The organism is Kitasatospora sp. NPDC002551 (assembly GCF_040296005.1).
GTDB lineage: Bacteria > Actinomycetota > Actinomycetes > Streptomycetales > Streptomycetaceae > Kitasatospora.
Genome location: NZ_JBEOWI010000083.1, coordinates 1 through 25,540, shown reverse-complemented (window position 1 = coordinate 25,540; position 25,540 = coordinate 1). Strand labels below are relative to the sequence as shown.

General features: G+C 75.6%; 23 protein-coding genes. 8 read left to right on the top strand and 15 right to left on the bottom strand.

The window, feature by feature from the left end; all coding sequences use genetic code 11:
- Window positions 1-2,214: glycosyl hydrolase family 18 protein (locus ABT093_RS37715; RefSeq protein WP_502884410.1), on the bottom strand; the 2,214-nt coding region annotated here is incomplete at its 3' end.
- Window positions 2,215-2,535: 321 nt separating this feature from the next.
- Here ABT093_RS37715 and ABT093_RS37705 point away from each other — a divergent pair.
- The 3 genes from ABT093_RS37705 (at window position 2,536) to ABT093_RS37695 (ending at window position 5,111) form a co-directional block, all read left to right on the top strand.
- Window positions 2,536-3,144 (top strand): class I SAM-dependent methyltransferase, encoded by a 609-nt coding sequence (locus ABT093_RS37705; protein ID WP_350571993.1) that lies wholly within the window; start codon window positions 2,536-2,538, stop codon window positions 3,142-3,144.
- Window positions 3,145-3,285: 141 nt separating this feature from the next.
- Complete coding sequence (locus ABT093_RS37700; protein ID WP_350571992.1) at window positions 3,286-3,870, top strand: TerD family protein; 585 nt, start codon at window positions 3,286-3,288, stop codon at window positions 3,868-3,870.
- A 176-nt stretch (window positions 3,871-4,046) separates the two neighbouring features.
- Window positions 4,047-5,111, top strand: coding sequence for a DUF5954 family protein (locus tag ABT093_RS37695; protein WP_350571991.1), 1,065 nt, complete (start codon window positions 4,047-4,049; stop codon window positions 5,109-5,111).
- A gap of 87 nt (window positions 5,112-5,198) precedes the next feature.
- Here the strand turns inward: ABT093_RS37695 and ABT093_RS37690 are convergent, their stop codons facing one another.
- The 9 genes from ABT093_RS37690 to ABT093_RS37650 form a co-directional block, all read right to left on the bottom strand.
- Window positions 5,199-6,779 carry a lytic transglycosylase domain-containing protein gene (locus ABT093_RS37690; RefSeq protein ID WP_350571990.1) on the bottom strand — a complete coding sequence of 527 codons (1,581 nt, stop codon included), beginning with the start codon at window positions 6,777-6,779 and terminating at the stop codon, window positions 5,199-5,201.
- A gap of 245 nt (window positions 6,780-7,024) precedes the next feature.
- Window positions 7,025-7,933 (bottom strand): pyrroloquinoline quinone biosynthesis protein PqqB, encoded by a 909-nt coding sequence (gene pqqB, locus ABT093_RS37685; protein ID WP_502884411.1) that lies wholly within the window; start codon window positions 7,931-7,933, stop codon window positions 7,025-7,027.
- 22 nt (window positions 7,934-7,955) lie between these two features.
- The gene (pqqE, locus tag ABT093_RS37680) at window positions 7,956-9,401 is read right to left on the bottom strand and encodes a pyrroloquinoline quinone biosynthesis protein PqqE (protein ID WP_350571989.1); all 1,446 of its coding nucleotides are present in this window, start codon (window positions 9,399-9,401) and stop codon (window positions 7,956-7,958) included.
- A complete protein-coding gene (gene pqqC / locus ABT093_RS37675; RefSeq protein WP_350571988.1) occupies window positions 9,398-10,159 on the bottom strand; it encodes a pyrroloquinoline-quinone synthase PqqC in 762 nt (253 codons plus the stop codon). The genes pqqE and pqqC overlap by 4 nt, the downstream gene beginning before the upstream one ends.
- Window positions 10,156-10,314, bottom strand: a complete 159-nt coding sequence (gene pqqA / locus ABT093_RS37670; protein WP_350571987.1) for a pyrroloquinoline quinone precursor peptide PqqA — start codon at window positions 10,312-10,314, stop codon at window positions 10,156-10,158. The genes pqqC and pqqA overlap by 4 nt, the downstream gene beginning before the upstream one ends.
- 275 nt (window positions 10,315-10,589) lie before the next feature.
- The gene (locus ABT093_RS37665; protein ID WP_350571986.1) at window positions 10,590-12,278 is read right to left on the bottom strand and encodes an outer membrane protein assembly factor BamB family protein; all 1,689 of its coding nucleotides are present in this window, start codon (window positions 12,276-12,278) and stop codon (window positions 10,590-10,592) included.
- 171 nt (window positions 12,279-12,449) lie between these two features.
- Complete coding sequence (locus ABT093_RS37660; RefSeq protein WP_350571994.1) at window positions 12,450-13,511, bottom strand: polyprenyl synthetase family protein; 1,062 nt, start codon at window positions 13,509-13,511, stop codon at window positions 12,450-12,452.
- Between the two features lie 120 nt (window positions 13,512-13,631).
- The gene (locus ABT093_RS37655) at window positions 13,632-14,534 is read right to left on the bottom strand and encodes a trypsin-like serine peptidase (protein WP_350571985.1); all 903 of its coding nucleotides are present in this window, start codon (window positions 14,532-14,534) and stop codon (window positions 13,632-13,634) included.
- 106 nt (window positions 14,535-14,640) lie between these two features.
- The gene (locus ABT093_RS37650; protein WP_350571984.1) at window positions 14,641-15,327 is read right to left on the bottom strand and encodes a DUF3558 family protein; all 687 of its coding nucleotides are present in this window, start codon (window positions 15,325-15,327) and stop codon (window positions 14,641-14,643) included.
- 464 nt (window positions 15,328-15,791) lie between these two features.
- Between ABT093_RS37650 and ABT093_RS37645 the strand changes: the two genes are divergently transcribed.
- On the top strand, window positions 15,792-16,175 hold the full coding sequence (locus ABT093_RS37645) for a hypothetical protein (RefSeq protein WP_350571983.1): 384 nt from the start codon (window positions 15,792-15,794) through the stop codon (window positions 16,173-16,175).
- 66 nt (window positions 16,176-16,241) lie between these two features.
- Window positions 16,242-16,508 carry a hypothetical protein gene (locus ABT093_RS37640; protein ID WP_350571982.1) on the top strand — a complete coding sequence of 89 codons (267 nt, stop codon included), beginning with the start codon at window positions 16,242-16,244 and terminating at the stop codon, window positions 16,506-16,508.
- An 18-nt stretch (window positions 16,509-16,526) separates the two neighbouring features.
- On the opposite strand, the gene ABT093_RS37635 is transcribed toward ABT093_RS37640, so the two are convergent.
- Both ABT093_RS37635 and ABT093_RS37630 read right to left on the bottom strand, forming a co-directional pair.
- Window positions 16,527-17,231, bottom strand: coding sequence for a ribonuclease H family protein (locus ABT093_RS37635; RefSeq protein ID WP_350571981.1), 705 nt, complete (start codon window positions 17,229-17,231; stop codon window positions 16,527-16,529).
- Between the two features lie 45 nt (window positions 17,232-17,276).
- Window positions 17,277-18,215, bottom strand: coding sequence for an alcohol dehydrogenase catalytic domain-containing protein (locus tag ABT093_RS37630; RefSeq protein WP_350571980.1), 939 nt, complete (start codon window positions 18,213-18,215; stop codon window positions 17,277-17,279).
- A gap of 137 nt (window positions 18,216-18,352) precedes the next feature.
- Here ABT093_RS37630 and ABT093_RS37625 point away from each other — a divergent pair, with 137 nt between their 5' ends.
- Window positions 18,353-18,760, top strand: a complete 408-nt coding sequence (locus ABT093_RS37625) for a winged helix-turn-helix transcriptional regulator (protein WP_350571979.1) — start codon at window positions 18,353-18,355, stop codon at window positions 18,758-18,760.
- Window positions 18,761-19,140: 380 nt separating this feature from the next.
- Here ABT093_RS37625 and ABT093_RS37620 read toward each other — a convergent pair whose 3' ends face one another.
- Window positions 19,141-23,040 carry a phosphodiester glycosidase family protein gene (locus tag ABT093_RS37620; protein WP_350571978.1) on the bottom strand — a complete coding sequence of 1,300 codons (3,900 nt, stop codon included), beginning with the start codon at window positions 23,038-23,040 and terminating at the stop codon, window positions 19,141-19,143.
- Between the two features lie 356 nt (window positions 23,041-23,396).
- On the opposite strand from ABT093_RS37620, the gene ABT093_RS37615 reads away from it, so the two are divergent.
- Window positions 23,397-23,690 carry a hypothetical protein gene (locus tag ABT093_RS37615; RefSeq protein ID WP_350571977.1) on the top strand — a complete coding sequence of 98 codons (294 nt, stop codon included), beginning with the start codon at window positions 23,397-23,399 and terminating at the stop codon, window positions 23,688-23,690.
- On the opposite strand, the gene ABT093_RS37610 is transcribed toward ABT093_RS37615, so the two are convergent.
- Together ABT093_RS37610 and ABT093_RS37605 are read right to left on the bottom strand one after the other, a co-directional pair.
- Window positions 23,675-24,313, bottom strand: coding sequence for an AAA family ATPase (locus tag ABT093_RS37610; RefSeq protein ID WP_350571976.1), 639 nt, complete (start codon window positions 24,311-24,313; stop codon window positions 23,675-23,677). The genes ABT093_RS37615 and ABT093_RS37610 overlap by 16 nt on opposite strands.
- Before the next feature lie 98 nt (window positions 24,314-24,411).
- Complete coding sequence (locus ABT093_RS37605; RefSeq protein WP_350571975.1) at window positions 24,412-24,978, bottom strand: MarR family winged helix-turn-helix transcriptional regulator; 567 nt, start codon at window positions 24,976-24,978, stop codon at window positions 24,412-24,414.
- A 48-nt stretch (window positions 24,979-25,026) separates the two neighbouring features.
- Between ABT093_RS37605 and ABT093_RS37600 the strand changes: the two genes are divergently transcribed.
- Window positions 25,027-25,540: EamA family transporter (locus tag ABT093_RS37600; RefSeq protein WP_350571974.1), on the top strand; the 514-nt coding region annotated here is incomplete at its 3' end.

Below are 25,540 nucleotides of genomic sequence, written 5' to 3'. Positions count from 1 at the left end.
GTCACCGGTCCAGAAGTTGGTGCCGTCGTACACCCAGGAGGACTCGGTCACCGGGTCCCAGTGGGTGTTGGCGGCGGTCGGGTTGAGCTCCTTCCAGGCGGCCAGGCCGGCCTCCGCGCTCAGCGGCTTGGCCGGGGTCGGGCCGGTCGCGCTCTGGTACAGGCCGAAGTTGTTGCCGGCCGGCACACCGGTCCAGCCGCGCCAGTAGAACGGCACGCCCAGCACGATCTTGTTCGCCGGGAAGCCGCCCGCGATGCCGTACTCCGCCAGGCCGGTGGTGTACGCGGTGATCGTGGTGTCGACGTTGTACTTGCGGTTGCCCGGGGTGATCGGCGTGGTCGGGTCGGCCGGGCTGTCGTGCAGCGGGTCCTGGTGGTTGGTCGGGCCCTTGGCGTCCCAGGCGCCGTGCATGTCGTAGGTCATGACGTCGGCGTAGTCCAGGTACGCGCCGATCTTGTCGGTCTCCAGCTGCGCGATCTTGTCCTGGCCGCTGGGCAGCGCCGCGGTCAGCAGGAACTTCTTGCCCTGGGCGTTGCCGAGGGTGTCCAGCTGGGTGCGGAACTCCTTCAGCAGCAGGGTGAAGTTCTGCTTGTCGGCGGGGGAGTAGTGGTTGCCGGTGTGGCCGCCGGCCGAGCCCGGGTACTCCCAGTCGATGTCGACGCCGTCGAAGAGGCCGGCCGCCGAGGCCGCGCCGCCCGCCGGGTCACCGGCCACGTTGGTGGGCAGGTTCCCCTTGAGGAACATGTCGAGGCAGGAGGAGACGAACTTCTTGCGCGAGGCGTCGGTGGCGGCCGCGTCGGAGAAGTACTTGGAGTAGGTCCAGCCGCCGAGTGAGATGGTGAACCGCAGGTTCGGGTACTTGGCCTTCAGCTGGCGCAGCTGGTTGAAGTTGCCCTTGAGCGGCTGCTCCCAGGTGTCGGCGGTGCCGTCCACGCTGGCCGCGCCGTTGTAGTCGGCCTGGTAGTCGGCGTAGGCGTCACCGGCGCCGTCACCGGCGTTCGGGTTGTTCTCGTTGCCCGAGTCCGAGGCCTTGACCGCCTGGAAGCAGGTCAGGTTGGTCGGGTGGATGTTGGCGAACGCGTACTGGATGACGTCCAGCTTGCCGGCCGCGCCGCTGGTGTCCACGTTCTTCGCGTGGTACGCGTTCTCGTAGACGCCCCACTGGTCGAAGTAGGCCGCGCGGAACGGGCTGTTCGCCGGCGCCGCGGCGGTGGTGGTGCTCACCGGGGCGGACTGGGCGGAGGCGTGGCTGCCGGAGTAGCCCTGGACGGTGAAGGTGTAGCCGCGGGTCGGCAGCAGCGAGCTGACCGCGACCGAGGTGCCCATCGAGGTGGCCACCAACTGGTCGCCCGCGTAGACCTTGTAGGCGACCGGGGCGTCGCCGGCGGTCGCGGTGGACGGCTGCCAGGAGAGGACCACCGCGTTGTGGGTGACCTTGGTGACGGTGACGCCGCCGGGCGTGGTGACCTTGCCGTCGCCGGAGGGGCCGGTCCCGGTCGAGGTGGCGGTGGGCGTCACGGTCGGGCTGTTGGTGGCGGTCGGGCTGTTCGTCGCCGTGGGGCTGTTCGTCGCCGTCGGGCTGTTCGTCGCCGTCGGGCTGTTGGTCGCGGTCGGGCTGCTCGTGGCGGTGGGGCTGTTGGTGGCCGTCGGGCTGGCCGTGCCGGTCGGGCCCGCCGGGCCGGTCAGGCTGAGGTCGTCGGCCTGGTACGCGCCGGTGCCGTACCAGCCGTGGGTGAAGACCGTCACCGAGGTGGTGCCGGCGCCCGTGGTGAAGGTGGTGCTCAGCTGCGTCCAGCCACTCGCGTTGGGCACCCAGCTCTGGGAGTTGACGCCGGTGCCGGTCGCGCCCAGGTAGACGTAGCTGCCGCGCACCCATCCGGCCAGGGTGTAGGTGGTGTTCGGCTGGACGGCGACGGTCTGCTGGCACTGCGCGGTGTCGGACGCCGAGGCGGCGCCGTTGAGCGCGTAACCGCCGCCGTGCACCGGGGTGGTGACGACCGATCCGTTGACGCAGGTCCAGCCGGCCAGGGTGCCGGCTTCGAGGTCGGCGTTGGAGAGCAGGTTGACGGCGGCGGCCGAGGCGGTGTTCAGGGAGAGCGCGATGGCGGCGCTGCCGGTGCTCAGCGTGGCCGCGAGGGCGAGGGCGAGCGCCCGGCGGCGCGGAGCGGCGGCCCGGCGCTCAGCGGGACGCGCGGACATGACACGGTCGTGCATGCGGTGGTCCTCCGGAGGAGTGGGGGTTCCGGCGGTGCGGTGGCCCGGGGCGGGCCGGGGGAGCCGGGCCGGGCGCTGTGGGGGCGCGCGGCCGGGTGAACACGTGCGGCAGGGCAGGAGCGGCAGGGCATGCGTGCGTATGCGTGGCGCGCGGACCGGCCGGAGCCGTCGCGGTCACGACATCACAGATTGGACTGGACCAATATTCGCCGTCAAGGGTGTCCGGTGGGCGGATGGTCGGAGGCCGGACGACCGGTGGGACGGGCCGCGGACCGGTACGGTGGCCTCCCGGAAGATCCCGCGTCGAACGGAGAACGGGTCATGGACAGCCGCGCCTGGGACGACCGCTACGCCGCGAGCGAGCTGGTCTGGGGCACCGAACCCAACCGCTGGGTGGTCCGCGAACTGGCCGGGCTCGCCCCCGGGCGGGCACTGGACCTCGCCGCCGGGGAGGGCCGCAACAGCATGTGGCTCGCCGGTCTGGGCTGGGAGGTCACCGGACTGGACTTCTCCACCGTCGCCCTCGGCCGCGCCGAACGGCTCACCGCCGCGCTGCCCGACGAGGTCGCCGACCGCCTCACCTGGCGGCACGGCGACGCCCGTGCCGTCGAGGCCCCGCCGGAGGGCTACGACCTGGTACTGGTCGCCTACCTCCAGCTCCCCGCCGAGGACCGCCGGGCCGCGCTGCGCGCCGCCGCCGGGGCCCTCGCCCCCGGCGGCACCCTGCTGGTGGTCGGCCACGACTCCACCAACCTGACCGAGGGGGCCGGCGGCCCGCAGGACCCGGCGGTGCTCTTCACTCCGGACGACGTCCTCGCCGACCTGGCCGGCGCGGGGCTGCGCACCCTCCGCGCCGAGCGGGTCCGCCGCCCGGTGGGCGAGGGCGCGGAGGCGATCGACGCCCTGGTCCGCCTGGAGCGGGCGGCCTGACCGGACGGCGAGCGGCGATCCGCTTCCGTGCCGCGTCCGCGGGGTATGCAGGTGTCCCGGGACGAGGGCGTACGCGGGGCGCGGAAAGATCTACAGTGCTGTAGATTCGTGGCGCGCAGGCGAGTATCTGAGGAGGGCGCGATGAGCGTTTCGCTGGCGAAGGGTCAGAAGCTGAGCCTGGAGAAGCCGGGCGGAGGCCGACTGGGCGTGGTGCGGATGGGCCTGGGCTGGCGCGCCGCGCAGAAGAAGGGCTTCCTGGCGAAGCTGTTCGCCGGCCAGGAGATCGACCTGGACGCCTCGGCGGTGCTGTTCGCCGCGGGCAAGCCGGTCGACGTGGTCTTCTTCCAGCACCTCACCAGCAACGACGGCTCGGTGCGGCACAGCGGTGACAACCTGACCGGCGGCGCCGGCGACGCGACCGACGACGAGACCATCACCGTCGACCTCAACGCCGTGCCGGCCGAGGTGGACCAGATCCTCTTCACCGTGAACTCGTTCACCGGCCAGACCTTCCAGGAGGTCGAGAACGCCTTCTGCCGGCTGGTCGACACCCAGACCGGCACCGAGCTGGCCCGGTACACGCTCACCGGCGGCGGCGCGTACACCGCGCAGATCATGGCCAAGGTGCAGCGCACCGGAACCGGCTGGCAGATGACCGCGATCGGCCAGCCGGCGGGCGGGCGCACCTTCCAGGACCTCATGCCGGAGCTGGTCAAGCACCTCTGACGGACGGGCCGGCGGCCGACCGGGCCGCCGGCCGCACCGCACCGCACGGCACGACCGGGTGCCCCGGAGGGGCCGTCGGCCCGCCCCGGGGCCGTGCCGGGGCCGGGCGTGCACGGTCGGGTGGAGTTCCGTGATATCCCTGCGGCGCTCTCGGCGTGTCCGCTACCACTGGCCGCATGGACGATGACGCCGTGCAGCTACCCGAGCACCTCACGATCCGGGTCACCCACACCGACGACCCGGTCGCCGCGGTGGCCGGCCTGGAGGCCTGGGCATCCCGCGAGAAGTACCCGAACCTCATGATGATGCCGCCCGTCTTCGGCAGCCTGCAGCGGACCGGGGCGGGCGCCTGGAAGATCCTCGGGTTCCACGCCACCACCCCGCAGGCGGCCCGTGACGAGCTGGGCCACCTCTTCCGGTCCTGGGCCCTGGCCGAACCCGGCACGCCCCTGGCCGCCCCGTGGGACCTCACCGACGAGGAGCGCACCGCCTACTCCGAGGCCTACGAGCGCCTGGAGTGGGAGGCGCTGGACGCGATCACGGTGGCCGGCCGGGACTACCGGGTCTTCCGCGCCGAACAGGTGCTGCGCTCGGGCCCGGACGGCATCGAGCCGCCCCGGCCCACCGACCCCGACCCGGCCGCCGTCGGCGAGGGGCACCGGCTGCCCTCCCGGGTGGAGGGCTTCGTGATCGACCCGGCGGCGGGCGTGACGCTGGTCGACGGGATCCTGCGGCTGGACATGATGGCGCTGGTGCCGACCGGCCGGTTCATCCCGGAGGACGTCCGGGCCGAGGCGCGGCTGGCCTCGCACCTCCACCCCAAGGTGATGGTCCTGCCCGCCCAGTGCGCCGTCGCGGAGCACCGGGAGGGCCGCTGGGGGCCGATGACCGGCGCCTGCGAGACCCCGCAGGGCGCCCGGGACAGCCTGGCCGCCTATCTGCGCGAGTTCGCGCCCCGTCTGGACCCGCACCTCGGGCAGGAGGAGCTGGCCCGGTACGCGGAGGCCGCCGACCGGCTGGACGCCGAGCGGGCCGACGAGGTGCGGGCCGCCGGCCGGCTGTTCCGGCTGGTCCGGGTCGAACCGGTGGTCCGCCTCGGGCCGGACGGGCCGGAGCAGCCCCGCGCCTCGGACTGGGACCCGGACGTGCCGCTGCGGGTGCAGGAGCAGCGCGACCGCGCGGCCGGCATCGTCCACGGCGAGGGCGAGGAGGACGAGGCGTCGGAGGACGAGGGCGGCTGACGGACGGTCGTCCTCGTGCGTCGGCCCGCCTCCCGGACGAACGGGAGACCGGCCGATGTGGTGTCGCGGGCCGGCGGGCCGGGTCGGTCAGTGCGCCGAGGGGGCGGCCGAGGGGGAGAGCGAGGCGCTCGGGGTGGCGGTCTCGGACGGGGTCGTCGACGGGGTCGTCGTCGGGGCGGTCGGCGTCGGGCAGCCGGGGCCGGTCGGGGTGGCCGTGGCGCTCGGCGTGGCGGTCGGGGTCGCGCTCGCGGACGGGCTCGCGCTCGCGGTCGGCGTGCCGGTGGGGGTACCGGTCGGCGTGGCGCAGCCGGTCGGCGTGTCCGTGGGCGTCGCCGTCGGGGTGGCCGTCGGGGTTCCGCTCGGGGTGCCGGTGGGCGTGGTGGACGGGGTCCCGGTCGGCGTCGCGCTGGGCGTGCCGGTCGGGGTGGCGCTCGGGCTGGGGCTCGCGCTGCCGGTCGGCGTGGTGCCGGGAGTGGTCGGCGTGGTGCTCGGCTGCTCCGAGGGCGAGGCGCTCGCGGAGGGCGAGGCCGAGGGGGAGGGAGCGCCGGACGGCGTCGCGCCCGGCGACGGGGCGCCGGACGGGGTACCGGTCGGGGTGCCGTCGGTGGGCGTCGTGGACGGGGTGCCGGACGGGGTGGTGCCCGGCTGCGGGGCGACCGGGGTGACCGGCGGGACCGGTGCGAGCGGGCTCGGCAGGGTGACCGGGAGGAGCGGGGCGAGCGGGCTCGCCGTGCCCGGGCGGTCCGGGGTGGTGACCGGGCTGCCGCTGCCGAAGTGCGCCATCCAGTTCCGCACCGTGCGCAGGTACTCGGAGGAGTGGTTGTAGCCGAGTACCGCCCGGTCCAGCTGCGCCTGGTCGGACAGGTCGCGGCCGCCCGCGCACAGGTAGCCGCCGGCGGCCTCGGCGGCGTCGAAGATGTTGTTCGGGTCGGCCTTGCCGTCCCCGTTGGCGTCCACGCCCCAGGAGGCCCAGGTGGAGGGGATGAACTGCATCGGCCCGACGGCGCGGTCCCAGCGCGCGTCGCCGTCGTAGCGGCCGCCGTCGGTGTCGGCGATCGCCGCGAAGCCGGCCCCGTTGAGCACCGGGCCGAGGATCGGGCGGAACGTCGTCCCGGCGGCGTCGACCGCGCCCCGGCCGGCCTGGCCGGACTCGACCTCGCCGATCGCGGCGAGCAGTTGCCAGGGCAGGTGGCAGCCGGGCTTGCGCTGCGCGAGCGCGGCCTCGGCCTTGCGGTAGGCGGCGAAGACCGTCTCCGGCAGGGCCGGCCCGGTGCGCTGCGGGTCGGCGAAGGGCGAGGTGGGCGGGGCGAGCGGCGGCTGGAACAGCGGCAGGGTGCCGCCGCCGTCGACCGGCGCGGTGCCGGGGACGCCGGGGATCCCGGTGGTGCCGGGGGCGAACGGCGAGGCGGTGGTGCCGCCGGCCGCGCCGCCCGGGACCGCCGCGGCCGGGTCGGGCAGGTTCGCCGCGGGGCCCGCCGCGGCGACCGGGGTGAAGCCGAGGCCGGTCTGCGAACCGGTCAGCGCCGCGAGGGCGGTGAACACCGCCAGCATCCCGGTCACCCGCTTGCCGAGCCGCAGCCGGCGCCCGGCCGTCCGGCCCTCCCGCCGCCCCCCGGCTCCGGCGGCTTTGCCGCCGTCCCGCGTGGCCTCGCCGTTCCTGCTCACCATGCCGTGCCCCTCCCGTCACCGTCCGGTCCCCCGAGGAACGGACGGGCTGTCACCTTCGTGCCTGCCGGTGCATGACAGTGCTGTTTTCCGGAACGATTAGTATCACGACGATCCGACAGGCCCACGGTGGCGAGGGAGGATACCGGGCGCCACCGTTCGGTGAACGGACGGTGGGCCGCTTCGGCCGGACGCGGTCAGGAGGGCGGTCCCCCGGCACGGGAGGCGGTGCCCGGGAGGGGACGGCGTCACAGGTCGAGCAGCGTGCCGTCCTCCGCGACGGCCGCGCCCGCCGCCGCCAGCGCCGGGGCCAGGGCGGTGGCCTCCGGTGAACCCCGGTGGGCGAGCGGGTTGGTGTTGTTGAGGTGGGTGTAGAGGTAGCGCGGGCCGGGCCGGCGGGCCAGGTGCGGGAGCGAGTCGGCGACCGCCAGGTGGCCCATGCCGCGCGAGGTGCGGGCGCCGCCGGTGCGTTCGGCGAGTTCGTCGTCGGTGGCGAAGGTGCCGTCCAGGATCACCACGTCGGCGTCGGCCACCGCCCGGTCCAGGGCGGGCGTCCAGGCGGCGAGGCCGGGCGCGTAGACCGCGCGGGCCCGGCCGCCGGCCTCGGTGAACCGGTAGCCGACCACCCAGTCCGCCCGTTCGCCGGACGGATCGCCCGCCGGGCGGCCGGGCAGGTCGGCGGCGTACCGGGGGCGCTTGCCGCCGAGTGCCAGCGGCTCGGCGACCAGCCCCCCGGCCAGCTCGACGGGCTGCCCGGCGGTGACGGTGTGCCAGTGCGCCTTGGTGTAGGGGGCGAGCAGCGGGCCGACCGGGAACGCCTGGTGGAGCGCGGCGCGGACCGGCGCGGTGGCGTGCACCGACAGCTCGGCGGCCTCCCGCAGGGTCACCAGGCCCAGGGTGTGGTCGAGTTCGCCGCTGGTGAGCAGCACCCCGCGCAGCGGGGTGGCCCGGCTGCCCGGCGGGGGCGCGAGCTCGGGCGCGGCGAGCAGCTGGGAGCGCAGGTCGGGGGAGGCGTTGACCAGGTACCAGGCGGCGCCGTCGGCGCTGATCGCCAGGCAGTCCTGGCCGCGGACGGCGCCGGTGCGGCGGGCGGTGGCGCAGCCCGCGCAGCCGCAGTTCCACTGGGGCAGACCGCCGCCGGCGGCGGTGCCGAGGATCCGGATCTTCAGCGGGTGCTCCTCAGGCCGGGCCGGGGACGGGCGGCACGGCCGCGGTGAACCGGCGCGGCACCGGTCGCGGTGCGGCCTGCGGTGTCTGCGCCCGCACCAGGTGGTGATGGGGGGAGAACCGGCAGGCCGGGTCGGTGACGCCCGGGTCGCCGGTGAACTGGTAGGCCTGGCAGCGGCAGCCGCCGTGGTCCTGCTCGCGCAGCTCGCAGCTGCGGCACGGCTCGGGCATCCAGGCGGTGCCGCGGTACCGGTTGAAGGCGGGCGAGTCGTGCCAGCTCGCCGCCAGCCCGTCGGTGACCGCGTTCGGCAGTTCCATACCCGGCAGCTGGGCGGCGGCCAGACAGGGCAGCACGGCGCCGTCCGGTGCGACGACCAGCTGTTCGCTGCCCCAGCCGTTCATACAGGGCTTCGCGGTGCCACCGTGATGGTCGGCGACCACATGGGTGATCTCGATCCGCCCGCCGTGCCGCGCCCTGGCCTCGGCGACGTCCTGCTCGGCCCGGCGGACCTGCTCGTCGCCGGGGGCGAGGTGGGCCCGGTTGACCCAGGCCCAGCCGTAGAACTGGGTGTGCGCGAGCTCGACCCGGTCGGCGCCCAGCTCGACGGCGAGGTCGGCGATGGCGCCGAGGCGGGCGACGTTGCCGCGGTGCAGCACCGCGTTGACGGTGAGCGGCAGGCCGGCGCCGGTGAGCAGGGCGGCCGAGGCGAGCTTGCGCTCGTGGCCGGTGGGGCCGGTCAGCCGGGTCAGCCCGGCGACGGCGTCGGCCCGCTGAGGATCGGCGTCCTGGACGGAGAGCTGGACATGGTCCAGGCCCGCCGCGGCGAGTTCGGCGGCGCGCGTGGCGTCCAGCGGCAGTCCGCTGGTGATCAGGTTGGTGTAGAGGCCCAGCTCCCGGGCGTGCGCGACGATGGTGACGAGGTCGCGGCGCAGCAGCGGTTCGCCGCCGGTGAGGTGGACCTGCAGCACGCCCAGGCCGCGCGCCTGGTCGAGCACGCGCAGCCACTGCTCGGTGTCCAACTCGTCGCGCTGCCTGGTCAGTTCGACCGGGTTCGCGCAGTAGGCGCACTGCAGCGGGCAGCGGTGGGTGAGTTCGGCGACCAGGCCGAGCGGGGCGGGCGCGTGTTTCCCGGCGGCGGCGCCGGGCAGTCCGGCGGCCGGACGCGGGTCGGCCGGCGCGCCGGTGCCGTCGAGGGTGAGCAGCCGGCGGTCGGCCAGGTCGGCGAGCAGCGCCAGCACCTGGCCGGCGTCCACGCCCTCGTACTCCTCGGCGAGCCGGGCGGTGATCCCGGTGACGTCGCGCCGCCCGTCGCAGTGCCGCAGCACCGCGGCGGCGGTCGCGTTGAGCAGCAGCACGCCCTCCGGGTAGAGCAGGGCGGCCTGCCGGCGCACCGGGTCGTCGACCAGCCGCACCCCGCGCCGCAGCCCGGGGGCCGCGGCGGCGGGCGCGGCGTTCACCGGGCGGTCCCGGCGGGCACCGCGAGGCCCGCCGGTGCGGCGGTGCCGGCCGTGGCGGCGGTCTCCGGCCCGTAGTCGACGGCGTCGAGCATCGCGCGCAGGACCTCGCACTTGAACGCGAGCGCCTCCACCGCGGCCCGCTGCTGCTCGGCCGTCGCGCAGTGGTCCAGCACCAGGTCGAGGGTCTGCGCGCTGTCCCGGCGGGCGTCGGGGATCCGGTGCTCGAAGTAGGCGTAGCCGGCCGGGTCGATCCAGTCGTAGTGCTTGCGCCAGGCGGTCACCCGCTCGGCCATGTGGTCGGGCGAGAACATCTCGGTCAGCGCCGCGGCCACGCCCTCGGTCCACGGCCGGGTCTGGCAGAAGTGCAGGTAGGCGTCGACGGCGAAGCGCACGCCGCGCGCCACGTGCCGCTCGTCCAGCACCTCGACCCGGTCCAGGCCGACGGCCTCGGCGAGCACCAGCCAGTCGGCCAGCCCGCCCTCGCCCTCGTGCGGGCCGTCCTGGTAGCCGAGCCGCCGGGTCCACTCCCGGCGGACCTCCGGCAGCGGGCAGTTGGCGATGATCGCGGCGTTCTTCCGGGTCAGGACCAGCTGGTAGTACCAGCGGTTGGCGACCCAGCGCCGCAGCTCCGGCGGCGTGCAGCCGCCGGAGTGCAGGCGCAGATGGAACGGGTGGGTGTCCCAGTACCGTCCCCGCAGGCCGTACAGCCTGGCCGCGAACTCCTCGCGGGTCGACGCGGTGGTGGGAGCCTGGGTCACCGAGTGGTCCGCGCGGCGTACGCGGTGACCTCGGCGCCGGTGCGGTGGCATTCCACCGCGGGAGCGGACCAGGCGGGCTTGGCGGGGGCCGCCGGAGCGGCCGGCGCGGCGCCGGCGGTGGTGGCGGGGAGCTGGGGAGTGAGCGTGGACTTCATGGGAGTTGCCCTCCTCGGTGAAGTGGGGTTCGGGGGTTCGGGGCCCGGCGGGCCCCTGGAGCAGGACGCTACGAGCCGCCGGGCCCGCCCGTCGGTCCAACCCGCGCGATCACCGGACAATCGCGCTCGAACGGGTGACGCGACGGGCTTCGCGGCGGGACGGGCCCGCCGCGGGAAACCGGTGTCGAGTGTGCCGGTCGGGCAGTGCCGTGTCGAGTGGGCCCGCCCGGATGTGTCAGGTGGGGCCCGGGTGGGCCCCGGGGAGCGGGGAGGCGTCAGGCCGGGCGGCCGAACGCCAGCAGGTGACCGTCCTTGGTGCCGACGTACACCCGACCGCCGTCCGTCGCGGGCACCGAGAACCTGGTCACCGTGCCGAGCGGGAAGCTGCGCCGCAGCTTGAGCGCGCCGTTGACCGGAAGCGCGTCGTAGACCCGCAGTTCGCCGTTCTGGCCGCCCGCTCCGGTGCCCGAGTAGATCGTCCAGACCAGGGCCGAGCCGCTCGCCGTCCCGTTGGAGGTGACGACGGGGGAGCCGGAGGCGTAGCCGAAGCCCTCGGTGCTGGTCGCGGCGCTGGTCAACTGCGGGTTGCCGGCGCCGTTCACGGAGTACTTGAGGGCGCGCAGCGAGCCGTAGTTCTCGACCAGGTAGACGTAGCCGCCGTCGCCGCCCCAGACGCCCGGGTGGCCCCAGACGCCCTTGAACGGGCCGGTGGTGCCGACCACGCCGTCGGTGCCGTTCGGGCCCTGGCCCGTGCCGCCGAGGCGGTCCCGGTCGAGCAGGAAGATCCGGCCGTCCTTGCCGACCTGCACCATCAGGTGCGGGTGCGCGGCGGTGCCGAAGCCGGACGGCAGGGCGGCCGGGCCGCCGGAGCCGAGGTCCACGTCGCCGTGGTCCATCTCCCGGTTGTTGGTGGGGCTGAAGAAGTCCCGCGCGGCGAGGCTGCCGTCGGCGGTGACGCCCAGCCGGACGACGGACTCGGCGAAGTGGCCGCCGGGCCTGTCGCCGGGGCCCTTCAGCGGGGAGGAGCCCTCGCCGGCGCCGTTGCCGGTCGCCACGAAGATCCGCCCGGAGCCGTCCGAGACCAGACCGCCGCCGCTCATCCAGACGCCCGCGTTCTGCGAGGCGGAGCCGGATTCGGTGGACCAGAGGGTGAGTTTGCGGGTGCTGGTGTTGACGCCCGCGACCGTGCCGACGTAGGTGCCGACCCCGCAGTCCGAGGCGAACCCGAAGTAGACCGCGCCGTCCAGCAGCAGCAGCCCGGCCCGCTGGGCGGAGGTGTTGGGGTTGAACGCCACACCGGGGCTGTTCACCGGCGAGCCCTGGACGGTGACCGGCCAGCCGCTGCGCTCGGCGCCCGAGGTGGCGTCCAGGGCGTGCACCGAGAAGTGCGCGCCCCCCTCGCTGGACTTGGAGACCAGGTAGACCGTCCGGCTCGCCTTGTCGTAGACCGGCGTGGAGACGATGCCGGTGCCGGGGGAGAGGCAGGCGGAGGAGGAGGCCACCGGGGTGCCGAGCGCGCGCTGCCACAGGATCCGCCCGTCGGCCGCGTTGACGCCGTAGACGTGGTTGGTGGCGGTGGCGACGATCACCGTGGAACCGGCCACCAGCGGCTGGGCGTACACCGCGCCGTCCACGGCGGCGGACCAGCGGCGGCCGAAGTCGGAGGCGGAGACCTTGGCCGGGGCCAGATTCGGCTCGGCGGCGTCCCAGGCGGTGCGCAGGCCGTTGCCGGAGACGGTCGGATTGTCGGCCCGGGCGGGTGTCGCCTCGCCGAGGGTGCCGGCGGCGAGGGCCGGCGCGAGCAGCGCGACCCCGGAGAGCAGGGCCGCCGCCGACCGTGAGGGCCGGGCGCGCCGGGCGCGCCGATCGGTGCGGGGGAGCGGGCCGGGGGCGTCCGGGGGTGGTGGGGATATCGGCGCCGGGGCCGGTCCGGTGGGGCGCGCGGGTGGGTGAGATCGGCTCATGCGATCCGCCTTGGCTGTCGGGGGGAGTACGGAGTACGGCGCCGTGGCGTCATTGTGCGAACGCCCGTGCCGCACCCGCATCCGCCCGGAGCCCCCGGGCCCTCCCGTTCACGCCCCGGGGGGAACCGGCTGCGCCGGGCGGCGGCGCGGCCCGTTGGGCGGTCAGGGTGCCTACGGCACCACGGTGGACAGCGGCAGGCCCTCGAAGAACGCCACCGCCTCCGCGCGCCAGTACGGGCGCCAGCCCTCGGCCTCGGCGCGGGCCGCGTCGGCGCAGCGGCGCATGTCGCCGCGGAGCCTGCCGTCCACGCCCAGCCGCCGGGCCAGCTCGCGGACCCGCTCGACCGTCCCGGCGGGGCAGTGCGGGTCGCCGAGCGCGGACTCCACCACGGCCCGCTGCGCCTCGTCCGCGGCGGCGAGCAGGGCGGTCACGGCGTAGCTGCGGCGGCCCGCGCGCAGGTCGGCGCCGGTGGACTTGCCGGTGGCGCCGTCGTCGCCGAACAGGTCGAGGTAGTCGTCGCGCAGCTGGCCGCCGATGCCGACCAGGGTCGCGTACCGGCGCAGCCGCGCGTCGTGGGCGGCGACGTCCTCGCCGGCGGCGAGCAGGCCCAGCCGCAGCGGGGCGAGCACGGAGTACCGGGTGGACTTGTACTCGCAGACGGTGTGCAGGAACTCCTCGTCCGGGAGCGGGCGGAAGTCGCGTTCGAGGTCGACGATCTGGCCGGCGACCGTCTCGGCGCCGGCGTTCAGCTGCACCTCCAGCATCGCCTGGCGCAGTTCGGCCGGGACGTCGCCCTCCAGCAGGACCCGCATCGCGAGGAAGGCGGCGAGGTCCCCGGCCAGGACGGCCAGCCCGAGCGCGGTGCGGTCGGCTCCCGGGAACTCCCGGCGGTAGGCGTAGTAGGTGGAGGGGCCGCCGCGGCGGACGGGCGCGTCGTCGATGATGTCGTCGTGGACGAGCCCGTGCGTCTGGAGCAGTTCGATGCTCAGCGCGGCCTCCGCCAGGCCGGGCACCGGGTCGGTGGTCACCAGCCGGGCGGCCTCGTACAGCAGGGCGACCCGCAGCCGCTTGCCCCCGCGCAGCGAGAGGTCCCGCAGCAGCTCCAGGCAGCGCGGGGTGAAGCGGCTGAGCGGCGGCGTGTCGAGGCGCTCCGGCAGGGCGTCGAAGTAGGCCTCGAAGCGGAGGTCGAACCGGCGCCGGTGGCCGGCGGCCCGTTCGCGGGCGGCTGCCATGATCGTCTCGTTCACGGGGCCACCCTCGCATCCGCGCGGGCACGCCCGCGCGGCGGGGGCGGGGCGGTCCCCGGTGGCCGTCCGCCACCGGGGGCCGCCCCGGATGCTCCCGTTCCGCGATCAGGCGTGCTGCGCCCCGTTGAAGACGGTGTAGGCCTCATCGCGGTAGTACGAGGTCACCGCCCACCACTTGCCCTGCCAGCTGTACCCCGTGACGAAGTCACCGGTCTGCACGGCCGAACCGTCGTTCTGGTCGTAGTTCACGAAGAACGGTCCGCCGCTGGCGCCGCCGCTCAGGCCGACGCAGTTGTCGATCAGCGCGGTGGACGGCTGCTCGGGGCCGGCCACCGGCCGGCCGCCGCACCAGAGCATGTGCTCGTCCGCGGCGGAACCCTTTCCGGGGATGCCGATGATGTGCGCGTAGTTGTCGAGGGGCTGGTTGAAGCCGATCCCGGTGGCCCCGACGACGTCCGCGACGTGCCGGCCGTTCAGCGTGTCCAGCACGATGAACGCGATGTCGTTCTGGGTGCCGGGGGTGTCCACCCAGCCGGCCGACCGCCAGCTCCACCAGCCGTAGGGGGCGTTGCCCGCGTCGTAGCTGGGCGCGAACTTGAAGTCGTGCCCGCCCTCCACGCAGTGCCGGGCGGTGGCGATGACGTCGTGGTTGGCGCTGGAGACGACGTTGGCGGTGCAGACGCCGCCGCCGGTGAGCAGCCGTCCCGTGGTGCCCCAGACGCTCGCCTTGGCGGCGGCCGGGGCGGCGTCGGCCTTCGCGCCGGCCTTCGGGTCGGCGGCCGGTTCGGTCGCTTGGATGGTCAGCGGCCGGCCGCCGAGGGAACTCTCCTGCCCGGGCTTCCAGTGCGTCCGGCCGGCCTGGGCCGGGTTGATCAGGACGTGGCTCGTGCCGCTGACCAGCTCGATCGGCTTGCCGTTCGTGGCCGGTGCGGCCGACGAGGCCGGCACGGCCACGCCGAGGGCCGCGACCGAGACCACGACGGCCGTGAGGAGATTGCGGATGCGCATGGGTGTCCTTCCTTGCTGCGCTGGGGTGTGCTGTCCCCGTCAGCTTGGAAGCCGCCTGTCGACAACGTGTCGACACCGTGCCTACGGCCGGTTGCCGTGCCGGTGGTCAGACGCTCCTGGAGAGCAGCAGCGCCAGCCCGGTGGCGGCGGCGGCCTCGGCCTCGGCGTTGACGTCGTCGCCCGGGCCGCGGTCCTTCACGACCTCGACCGTGTAGGCGCGGCCGTCGGCGGCGAGGAACTTCACCTCGGGACGCCTGCCGTCCTTGTTCCGGATCAGATAGGCGTCCTGGCCCGCGCCGGGGACCGGGGTGACCTGGTACTGCGGATTGGTCTTCAGCGTGGTGAAGACGGCGGGGTCCATCTCCTGGATGTGGGCGTAGGACTGCCGGGAGCCCCAGGTGCAGCCCCAGACCGGCTTGCCGTCCTTCGGGTCGGGGTGGGTGCCGCTGAACGGGCCGGCGGTGCCGACGGCGGCGATGACCTGGGGGGAGGTCAGCAGACTGCAGGCGTCGGCGGGCCGCTTGCCGGTGCCGGCCGGCGTACCGGCGGGCGTCCCGGCCGTGGTGGCGCTCGGGGTCGTGCTCGGGGCCGCGGTCGGCGCGGTGGTGGCCGGCGGCGTGCCGGTGGGGGCGGCGGGGCTGCCCGTGGTGCCCGCGGGGCTCGCCGGTGCGGGGGTGGCCGCCGTGGAGCCGCCGCCCGAGGAGGAGCAGCCGGCCACCGCGACGGCCGCGAGGGCCAGCGCGGGCAGCCAGGTGTACCGGCGGGCGGACGTGATCGGTGACCTGCGGTCCATGGGATCCCCCTTCGATGGCGTCCACCGGTGCGGCGGACGGCGGCGTGGCACGAGCCTACGGGCCGTCGGGCTTCGTTATTTCCCGTTTGTGATACGAGAGTTGGGCAGTCCGGTCACGGCCGGGAGCAGGGCGCGGGGGGCCGCGGCCGGGTCGTGGACCGGGCGCGCCCGGGGGTCCGGGACGGCGGTCCGGAGCACGGGGGTGGTACGCGCACGTGCGGCCGGGCTCCCGGCGGCGCCGGGGGCGGGCCGAGCTGACCTGGCCGGATGCGGAGGACCCTCATTACCAGCGCGGCCGGGCCGGTGTCGAGCAGCGGATGGCGTCTTCCCCGGACGGGTGACGTTCTGGTGAAAGTGGTCATGCCAGGAACGGCGGCCCGGCATCCTGAGCCCGTGATCATGCGGATCCCGGACGGGGCGGGGCGCGCGACCAAGGGGATGCCAGAGGGACGGAGGCCCTGAGAATGAGCACCAACCTGCCGGAGACCGTGGTGGAGGCCCCGGCCGTCCTGCCCGCGCCGCCCCGGGTGGTCGACGACCTCGCCCGCGACCTGACCAGAGCCGCCGCCGCCGTCCGGTCCGCCTCCCGGGACGGCCGCAGCGGCGGCGACCTCGCGGTGGCCGCGTACACCGCCGTGGTCTGCACCGGGCGGTCGGCGGCCCGTGCCCTGGAGGAGGCCGCCGCCTGGTGCCGGCAGGCCCCCGAGGCGGAGGTGCACTCACTGGCCTGGGCCCGGGTGCCCGGCCACCGCGAGGACGTCGACGAGTACCGGGTCACCCTCGCCGTCAGCTTCCCCGACCGGGAGACCGGCGAGCACGTCGGCGACACCCACCACGCCCGGCGCTGACCCCCGGCACCGGCCCCGCCGATCGGCGGGGCCGCCCCGTCGGGGCCACTGGTTAGACTCCCCGTCATGGACACTCGGGGGACGAACGATCCGGGCGCGACGGAGCGCGAACTGCCCACCGGCGCGGCCGTGGTGGTCACGGTGCTGGCCGGACTCTGCGGCGCCGCCGTGCTGCTGGCCCTGCTCCACGGGCTGGGCTGGACGGTCCCCGGCCTCGGCTGGCTGGTCGCCAAGGGCGCCGTGAAGCTCGGGGCCGGCGGCGCGGTCGGCCTGCTGGCCGCCGTCGCCTGGATCCGTTCCCGCCGCGCGGGCCGGGGACCGGGCGCCTCCTGAGGGAGCGGTGGGCCGGGCTCAGGAGTGCGCGGCCGCGCACTCCACGTGGCCCCAGCTGCCGCCGACCTTGGTGATCTTCTCGCCCTTGGCGTACGGGCGGGAGCACGGGCAGGTGCCGGGGAAGCGCGCCGAGAGCGTCGGCGCTCCGCCGGAGCCGCCGGAGCCGCCGGAGGTCCGGCGCTTGGCGGTGGCCGCGGCGGGGGCGCGGCGGGTCTTCGCCGGGGCGCTCGTGACCGGGTCCGGGACGGGCAGGTCGGCGGCGGTCCCGCCGGCCGCCTCCTGGGTGCGGGCGGCGTCACTGGCGGCCTTGTCGGCGATCGCGTTCAGCGGATCGCCGTCCACCTGGTGGGCGGGCACGTAGACGAACCCGACCTCCCGGCCCTCCAGCAGCCCGTCGATCCGCTGGATCAGCTCCTGGTTGGCCACCGGCTTGCCCGCGGCGGTCTTCCAGCCGTTGCGCTTCCAGCCCTTCAGCCACTTCGTCACCGCGTCACGGGTGTACGTGCTGTCCAGCCGGACCTCCAGCGGCACGGCGGGATCCGTGGCGGCCAGCAGCTGCTCCAGGGCCGTGAGCTCGCCCACGTTGTTGGTGCTGTGCCCGAGCGGGCCGGACTGCCAGCGCTGCGGCGCCCCCGTGCCGTCGGCCACCACGTACGCCCAGGCCGCCGGGCCCGGGTTCCCCTTGGCCGCCCCGTCACAGGCGGCGATGATTCGGTCGTTCATCCTGCGATCATGCCAGGATCCGGGGACGCCCCTCGAACCGCCGGTTCAGGGCAGCAGCACGAGCCGCCCGCGCAGACCGCCCCGGGCCAGCCGGTGGTGCGCGGCCCGCGCCTCCTCCAGCGGCAGGGTGTCCGCCACCGGGAGGGCCAGCTCCCGGCGCGCGGCCAGCTCCGCGAGCCGGGCCAGCGCGCCGCCGTCCGCCGTCACCCAGACGTTGGCGACCCGGATCCCCCGCAGCCCCGGCGGCGCCGCGCCCGCCGACACCGCGACGAACGAACCCCGGTTGCGCACCGCGCCGAGCGCCGTCACCCCGAGCAGCGCCGCGTCCAGCGCGCCGTCCACCCCACCGGGCACCAGCGCCCGCACCTCGGCGGCCGGATCCGCCGCCCCGCGCGGCACGTGCCACGCCGCGCCCAGCTCCCGCAGCGGCGCGGCGTCCCGCTCGCCCGCCAGCGCGACCACCCGCAGTCCGCGCCGCGCCGCCAGCTGCACGGCGAGGCCGCCGACCCCGCCCGCCGCGCCGGTGACCAGCAGCGTCGCCCCGGCCGGCAGATCCAGCAGGTCCAGGGCCTGGAGGGCGGTGAGGCCGTTCAGCGGCAGCGTCGCCGCCGCGGCGGCCGGCACGCCCGGCGGCGCGGGGGCGAGCGCCGCGGCGTCCAGCACCAGGGCGTCGGCGTAGGCGCCGAGCGGCACGTCCAGCCGGTCGCGCAGCCCGATCACCGCGTCCCCGACCGCGAACCCGGACACGCCCGGCCCGAGCCGCTCCACCGTGCCGGCCACGTCCCAGCCGATCCCGACCGTCTCCCGCGGCGCCATCAGCCCGGCCTCCGCGAGCACCCCGGCGCGGGTCACCGCGTCCACCGGGTTGACCGCGGCGGCCTCGACCCGCACCCGCACCTGGCCGGGGCCGGGCTCGGGGACGGGCACCTCGACCAGCTCCAGGACCTCCGGACCGCCGAACCGGCGGACGACCACGGCACGCATCTCGCTCTCCTTCCGAAAGGGGCTCCGCCGCCGCCCGTTGCAGGACGGGGCTTGCCAACGGCACCCAACCTAGGGAGAGTTGCTCTCCGGCAGGAAGAACGCACTCGCACGTGCGTACCGCACCGGGAGGAGAGCCGATGGCGACCACGACCGCCGCCCAGCGCCGCGCGGCCGAACGGGCCGGCTACGACGCGTACCTCGCCGAGTGCCCCGCCCGGCAACTGCTGGACCGGATCGGCGACAAGTGGGTCAGCCTGATCGTCAACGCCCTCGCCGACGGCCCGCAGCGCTACAGCGACCTGCGCCGCCGCCTCGCCGGGGTCAGCGAGAAGATGCTCACCCAGACCCTGCGCGGCCTGGAGCGCGACGGCCTGCTGACCCGGACGGTCACCGCCTCCGTCCCGGCCCGGGTGGACTACGCGCTCACCCCGCTCGGCACCGGACTGCTCCCGCTGCTGCGCGCGATCAAGGACTGGGCCGAGGAGAACATGCCCGAGGTGCTGGCCCGCCGCGAGGCCTACGACGGGACGGCCGGCGGGCGGTGAGGGGCTGACGCCGTGGACACCGAACAGCTGGGACGCGCGGCTCTCCAGTCTCGCGGCCTGCGCTTCGAGGCCCGGCAGCGTGCCGAGAAAGCCGTCCCGCACGTCACGCGACCATCCGCGAGCCGTGCCGAACGGCGGCATCGGCACATGCTCCGTCCTGGAGCCACGAGCGGGGAGCCGCACCGGACGCCTTCGCACCGCGCACGGCACCCCGGCCCGAACCCGGCCGCGGCGGCCGCCCACCTGCGCTCGGCGGGGTTGGGCGGGGAGTTCCGGGGGGCTCTGACCGGGGCGCCACCAAAGCCGAGGCCCGTGCGGCCGCCGCCGTCGGGACGGGGCGGCGGCCGAACGGGCCGGGTGTCAGGGGTGGTCCGGCAGCGCTAGAGGGCGCTGCACTGGCCGCCCTTCGGGCCGTTCACGGTGTTGCCCTGGCCGCCGTTGCCGGGGGCCGGGGTGTTGCCCGCGCAGTCCAGCGGACCGCGCACCGTGGTGCCGGCGACGACGGTGCCGCCGGTGTTGAGCGCCAGGTGGGCCGGGCCTTCGACGGTCGACCCGAGCAGGGCGACCTGCCCGGTGGAGCCGCTCACCGAGACCGGGCCGGACACCCGGGTGTCGGCCAGCACGAAGGCCGCCGCGCCGCGGGCCGAGACCGGGCCCTTGATGGTCGCGCCGTTGGCGACCAGCGCCGCGCCCGGCTGGACCAGCACCGGTCCGGTGACCGTCGCGCCGTCCAGGCAGGTGACGCCGGAGGTGACCGCGAGCTTCTTCTGGGTGCCGCGCAGCGTGGTGGTGCAGGCCGGGACGGAGCCCACGGTGAGCTTGCGCTCCGCCGTCACGCCGCCGACCGTGACGGTCAGCGTGGCACTGCCCGGCCGCAGGCCGGTGAGCGTGCGGGTGGCCGGGTCGTACGCGGCGACGCTGCCGCGCGGGGCCTCGGCGGCCGGTCCGACGTGCACGCCCTGGCCGCCCCACCGGGCGGTGACCGGCCAGGCGACCGGCACCGTCCGCTCGCCGTCCTGGGTGAAGGTCGCGCTGACCGGCGCGGAGTCCAGCAGGCCGAGCGACTCGGGGGCGGTCAGCTGCACCGCGTCGGCGCGGGCCCGCACCTCGGCGCGCAGCCAGGCGGAGGCGTCGTCCGGCACCGCGTAGGGGTCGGTGACCTTGCCGGCGGCCGGGTTGATGCCGAGCATCGTCCAGCCGGTGAAGCCACCGCGGTCCGGCTCGGCGGCCGGGCCCTTGCCGGAGTTGCCGTTGATCAGGTACGGGACGCCGTCGACGCTTCTCGCGTGGAAGGCGCCGACGTGGCCGCTGATCATCGCGGCGGACTTGCCGTTCGCGCGGAAGCCGGCCAGCCACTGCTCGACCAGGGCGGCCTCCTTGCGGTCGCCCAGCTGGCTGCCCTGGTCGGGCAGCGGGTCGCGGGTCGGGTGGTGGTCGAACAGCAGCAGGCCGGTGACCGACGGGTCCTTGGCGGCGTCGTCCAGGGTGGTGCGCAGCTTGGCGATCTGGTCGAAGCCGCCGGCCCGGAAGGAGCCGAGCGCGCTGTTCAGGGTGAGGAAGCGGGTGCCCTTGACGTCGAACACCTCGCTGGTCTCGCCGAAGGCGGCCTTGAAGTTGTCGATGGTGCCGGGGCCCATCACCTCGTGGTTGCCGGGCACGTAGTGCCAGGGGATGCTGCGGCCGGTGAGCTGGTCGAACTCGTCCAGGACCTTCCGGGCGAGGGCGAAGTCGGCCGGGCTCGCCTCGTCGACCAGGTCGCCGGCGATGACCAGCAGGTCGGGCTCGGCGGCGGCGATGTCGCGCAGCGTGCGGCGGGCGGCCTGCACCAGGTCGCTCTCCGGGGCGCGGGCGATGAACTGGGCGTCCGACATCACCGCGACCCGCAGCGGCCTGCCGTCCACGGTGCCGTCGGTGAGCACCACCGGGTCGGTGACCCGGGGGCGCACCGGCAGTTCGACGTCCGGCGCGACCTTGACCCGCAGGTCGGCCAGGGTGAGCGCGCCGGTGTAGGAGCGGGCCGCGCCGGTCTCCATCAGCCGGAACCGCTGGAAGGTCAGCGGGTACTGCACGCCGGCCGGGATCGGGAACTCCACCTTGCGCCAGCCGGTCCAGGTGACCATCGGCGCGTCCAGGTTGGCGGTGACGCCGGCGGCGGTGCGGTACTGGATGCGCGGCCAGGCGCCGTTGCCGTCGCCCTCGATCCACAGCGAGACGGAGCGCGGCTGGCCGGGCAGCACGATGCCCTCGGGGGCGATCGCGTACTGGCCGCGGGTGCCGGTCGACTGGGTGAAGTCGTAGGTCAGCCGCAGGCCCTTGCCGCCGTCGTGGCCGGCGGCCGGGGCGACACCGCCGCCGGGCGCGCGGTCGTTGCCGGACTTCCAGGCGGCCGCGTCGGAGAAGTCGGCGAACGGCTTCTCGGTCATGCCGACGGTGACGGCGACGGCGGTCTCCAGGCCTCCGACGGTCAGCTTGAGCGTCGCGGAGGTGCCGTCGGTGAGCGCCTTGAGGGCGATCGAGCCGTCCTCGGCGGCGGTGGTCTCGACCACGCCGGTGCCGCCGGTGACGGCGATGTCCGCGGCCTCGACCGGGGCGGCGTGGCCCTGGGCGTCGTAGCCGGTCACGGCGATCTTCGCGGTGGCGCCGGCGGTCTCCAGGCCGATCGGGTCGGTGCCGGCGGTGATCCGCACCGGGGCGCCGAGCACGGTGAGCGGCAGGGAGCCTGGCTCGGCGCCGTCGGCCGCGGCGGTGACGGCGGCCGGGCCGGAGGTGCGGCCGGTGACGACGGCGGCGGTGCCCTGGCCGGACACCTCGACGGTGCCGTTGCCGGGCGCCCCGGCCTTGGCGGCCGACCAGCGGACCGGCGGGGTGCCGCCGTTCACCGGGCCGAAGGTCTCGTCGTGCGGCAGCGCGCGGACGGTGCGGTGCAGGCCGGGGAAGACCCGGGTCGCGGTGTCCACGGCCTCCGCCGGGCGGACCCGGAAGCCCTTGACCCGGCCGGAGCCCGGTGCGGAGAACAGGCCGAGCCCGTTGGCGACGGCCCGCTCCCCGCCGTTGTCGGAGGGGCTGCTGACGGTGCCGGCCTGGCCGGTGCCGGGCAGCCGGGCGGCCATCGCGGCCGAGCCGCCGCCGTCCATGTTGAGCGCGTTGCGCGCGCCCATGTCCCGCATCAGCACGGCGAGCTCGGGCAGGCTGATGCCGGGGCTGTCGGCCTGCCGGCCGTCGACGGTGACCAGGTACATCCGCTTGTTGTCGGCGGAGAAGCCCACAGCGGTACGGGCGTTGAGCTCGTTGCCGTCGTTCTCCCCGGGCTTCAGGGCGACGCCGTCGCGGACCAGCACCTGGTAGCCGCCGACCGCCACCGCGACCTCGCCGAAGGAGGCGCGCGGCCGGTAGCCGGTGGTGACCTGGTCGCCGGGCTTGAGCGCCCGCAGCGCGCGGGCGCCGGCCTCCCGGCCGACCAGCACGGTGGCGCCCTCGGGCACGGCGCCGCCCAGCTGGTCGCGGACGGCCGTGACCCGGCCGTCGCGCAGCTCCACCTCGACGACCTCCGGGGAGCCGTCGGCGACCTTGGCGCGCGAGGCCGTGCCCCAGGCGGGGGTGAACAGGCCGACGCCGTCGGCGGGCAGGCCGTAGGTGTTGACGCCGCTGAGCTTCAGTTCGCCGCCGCCGGGCAGGGCGGCGTGGCCCTCCAGGAACACCTCGGCCATCCGGGCCAGGCCGTCGGTGCCGACGGTCACGGCCTGGTTCCAGCCCTCGACGGGGGCGTGGACGAGGCCGTCCTCGCGGGAGACGCCGATGCCGAGCGGTGCTTCGGAGGCGTTCATGTCGAAGTAGTCGCCGTTGATGGCGGCGACCGCGCCGGCGCCCCGGGCCATCTCGGTGACGGTCTGGCGGGTCGTCACCTGGCCGGAGGACAGGTAGTCGACGCTCAGGCCCTCGGCGGCGAGGTCGGCGACCAGGACCTTGCCGCGGATCCAGCCGCTCTTGCCGAGCCGGTCGAAGCCGGTCATGGTCAGCCCGGGGGCGATCGGGGTGACCTCGCGCCGGGTGACGACCGACTCGCCGGGGCGGTCGAGCACCAGGCCGGGGTCGGCGGCCGCGCCGTTGGCGCCGGCCGTGGCCGGTCCGCCGGGCGCGGCCCAGGCGGTGGCGGTGGCGAGCGTGGGCAGGCCGGCGGCGACGAGCGCGCAGAGCGCGAGCGCCGCGGTGGGGCGCCGGCGTCGGCGTCCCGTGGAAGGGGGAACGGGGGCGGTCGTCGTGGGGGTGGCGGGCGGTGACATCGGTGGTTCAGCTCCTCGTACTGCTACGGGACGTGCGAGCCGCCGGTGCGAGCGCAGGACGCGGTCGGCGGCACGGGGTGCCGTGGAACGGCGTGGCCCGGGCGTGTGATCACCAGGCCGACGGCAGCAAATCGTCCACGAAAGACCGTCACACCACGCGGTGGTGAACCGGCACGTTCGGCCGCGCGAACAAAAGCCCCATTCCTCACGGGAACATGACACAACAGGCCACCGGGGCACGGCGGATGGGGATCGCGGTTTCCCGTCCTGCTGCGGGGTGCGGCGCCCGTGGGCGGCGCACAGTGGGGCGCGCACCACCTCGTCCCCGTCAACGCGCCCCAACCGGAGGGAACACCATGAGCATCCGCACCGCGGCCGCGGCCCTGGCCGCCACCGCCGCCCTCGCCGTCCCCGTCCTCGCCGCCGTCCCGGCCTCCGCCGCGCCCGCCCGGGTGGCGGCCTGTTCGACGTACAGCAACTACGTCAGCTACGGCGCCTCCTGCGACGGCACCCGCAGCTACTACGCGTGGGCCGTCTGCGCCAACAACCAGGTGGTCTACGGGCCCACCCGGTCGGGCGGGGTCTGGTCCTACGCCTACTGCAGCAACGTCGGCTCGACCTTCCGCAGTGGCGGCTACACGCTGATCTGACCGCCGGCCGCAGTCAGCGCGCGGTCCATCCGGTCGCCGAGCGTGGCCCACGGGCGGCAGTCGACCACCGGGAGGGCGTGCCGGCGGGCCTCGGCGGCGAGCCAGTGCGAGTACCGCGCACTGACCTCGGCCCGGTCCGCCTGCACGCCGCCGTCCGGTTCGCGGTCCGCGTAGTTGGCGGTGATCCGGCCGGCGTCGCCCTCGTGCAGGAAGACCGCCCGCACCTCCCGCCCCGCCGCCCGCCCCAGCGCGACCGCGCGGGCGCAGGCGGCCGGGGTGAGGTAGTCGCCCTCGACGACGGCGGGGACCGGGACGGTCAGCCGGTTGCGCACCACACCGAGCAGGGCCGGCTCCAGGGCCTCGGCGGTGGCGATCTGGAGGTCCAGCACGCGCTGGGGCGGCAGTTCCTCCGCCGGGGCGGCGCCGTCGCCGAAGTGGTGCAGGCCGGGGTGCTGCTCGGGGGTGGTGAGCTCCTGGACGGCGGCGACCACGTCGTCGAACTCGACGACGAAGGCGCCCGTGGCCGCCGCGATCCGGGCGGCGGCCAGGCTCTTGCCGACGCCGGAGGCGCCGCCGAGCAGGATGACGTCCCAGGTCCGGTTCGTCAGATTCGTCAGGTTCATAGGGTTCGTCAGGTTCATAGGGTTCATAGGGTTCATAGGGTTCATTGGATTCGTCTGGTTCGTCACCCGGCGACGCTATCGCGCGGGATCCGGGCGGATCATCCGGATTTCGGTGCCTCGCCTCCGGCCGGCCCCCCGTGGTCGAGGCGCCGCTGCCACGTCGTCAGCAGGCCCTCCAGGGCGGCCGCCTCCTCGCGGGTGAGCAGGGCCAGCAGGCGGTGCTCGTTGCGCATGTGGGCGGTGAACGCCTCGTCGATCAGCCGGCGGCCCGCCTCGGTGAGGGCGACCACCCGCCCGCGCCCGTCCGCCTCACTGCGCCGGCGGGTGACCAGGCCCGCCCGCTCCAGCCGGTCGATCCGCTTGGTCATGGCGCCGGTGGTGACCATGGTGCGGGCGGCCAGTTCCCCGGGGGCCCGCTCGAACGGCGCGCCCGCCCGGCGCAGCGCGGCCAGCACGTCGAACTCGCCCTCGCCCAGCCCGTAGCGGCCGTAGACCAGGCAGAGCTCCTCGGTCAGCCGGCCGGCCAGCCGGTGCAGCCGTCCGATCACCGCCTGCGGGGAGACGTCGAGGTCGGGCCGCTCGCGGCGCCACTCGGCCTGGATGAGGGCGACGTGGTCCGGGGCCGGATCCGTCGCGTCGGTGTCTCGGCTGCGCTGCTGCTCCATGCCGCTCATCGTAGCCGGGTAGCTTCCCGGGAAGTTATATTGTCTTCCATGGAAGCCAGTTTCCGGTGGGTGCTGCTGACCGCCGTCGCGCCGGTGGCCTGGGGTGCCAACTACTACGTCACCCGTGAGTTCCTCCCGGCCGACCGCCCGCTGTGGGGCGCCGCCCTGCGGGCCCTGCCGGCCGGTCTGCTCCTGCTGGCGCTGCGCCCGCGCCGGCCGCGCGGAGCCTGGTGGTGGCGCTCGGCGCTGCTCGGGATGCTGAACACCGCGGGGTTCTTCGTCCTGCTCTACGTGGCCTCGCAGTCGCTGGCCACCAGCGTCGCCTCCACGGTGATGGCGGCCTCGCCGCTCGCGATGCTGCTGCTCGCCTGGCTGCTGACCGCCGCCCGCCCCGCGCGGGCCCATCTGCTCGGTGCGCTGGTCGGCCTGGGCGGGGTCGGGCTGATGCTGCTGACCAGGGCCGAACCGGTCAGCCTGCCCGGACTGGCCGCCTCGGCGGCGGCGATGCTCGTCTCCTCGCTGGGCTACGTGCTGGCCGGCCGCTGGCGGGACGGCCCCGACG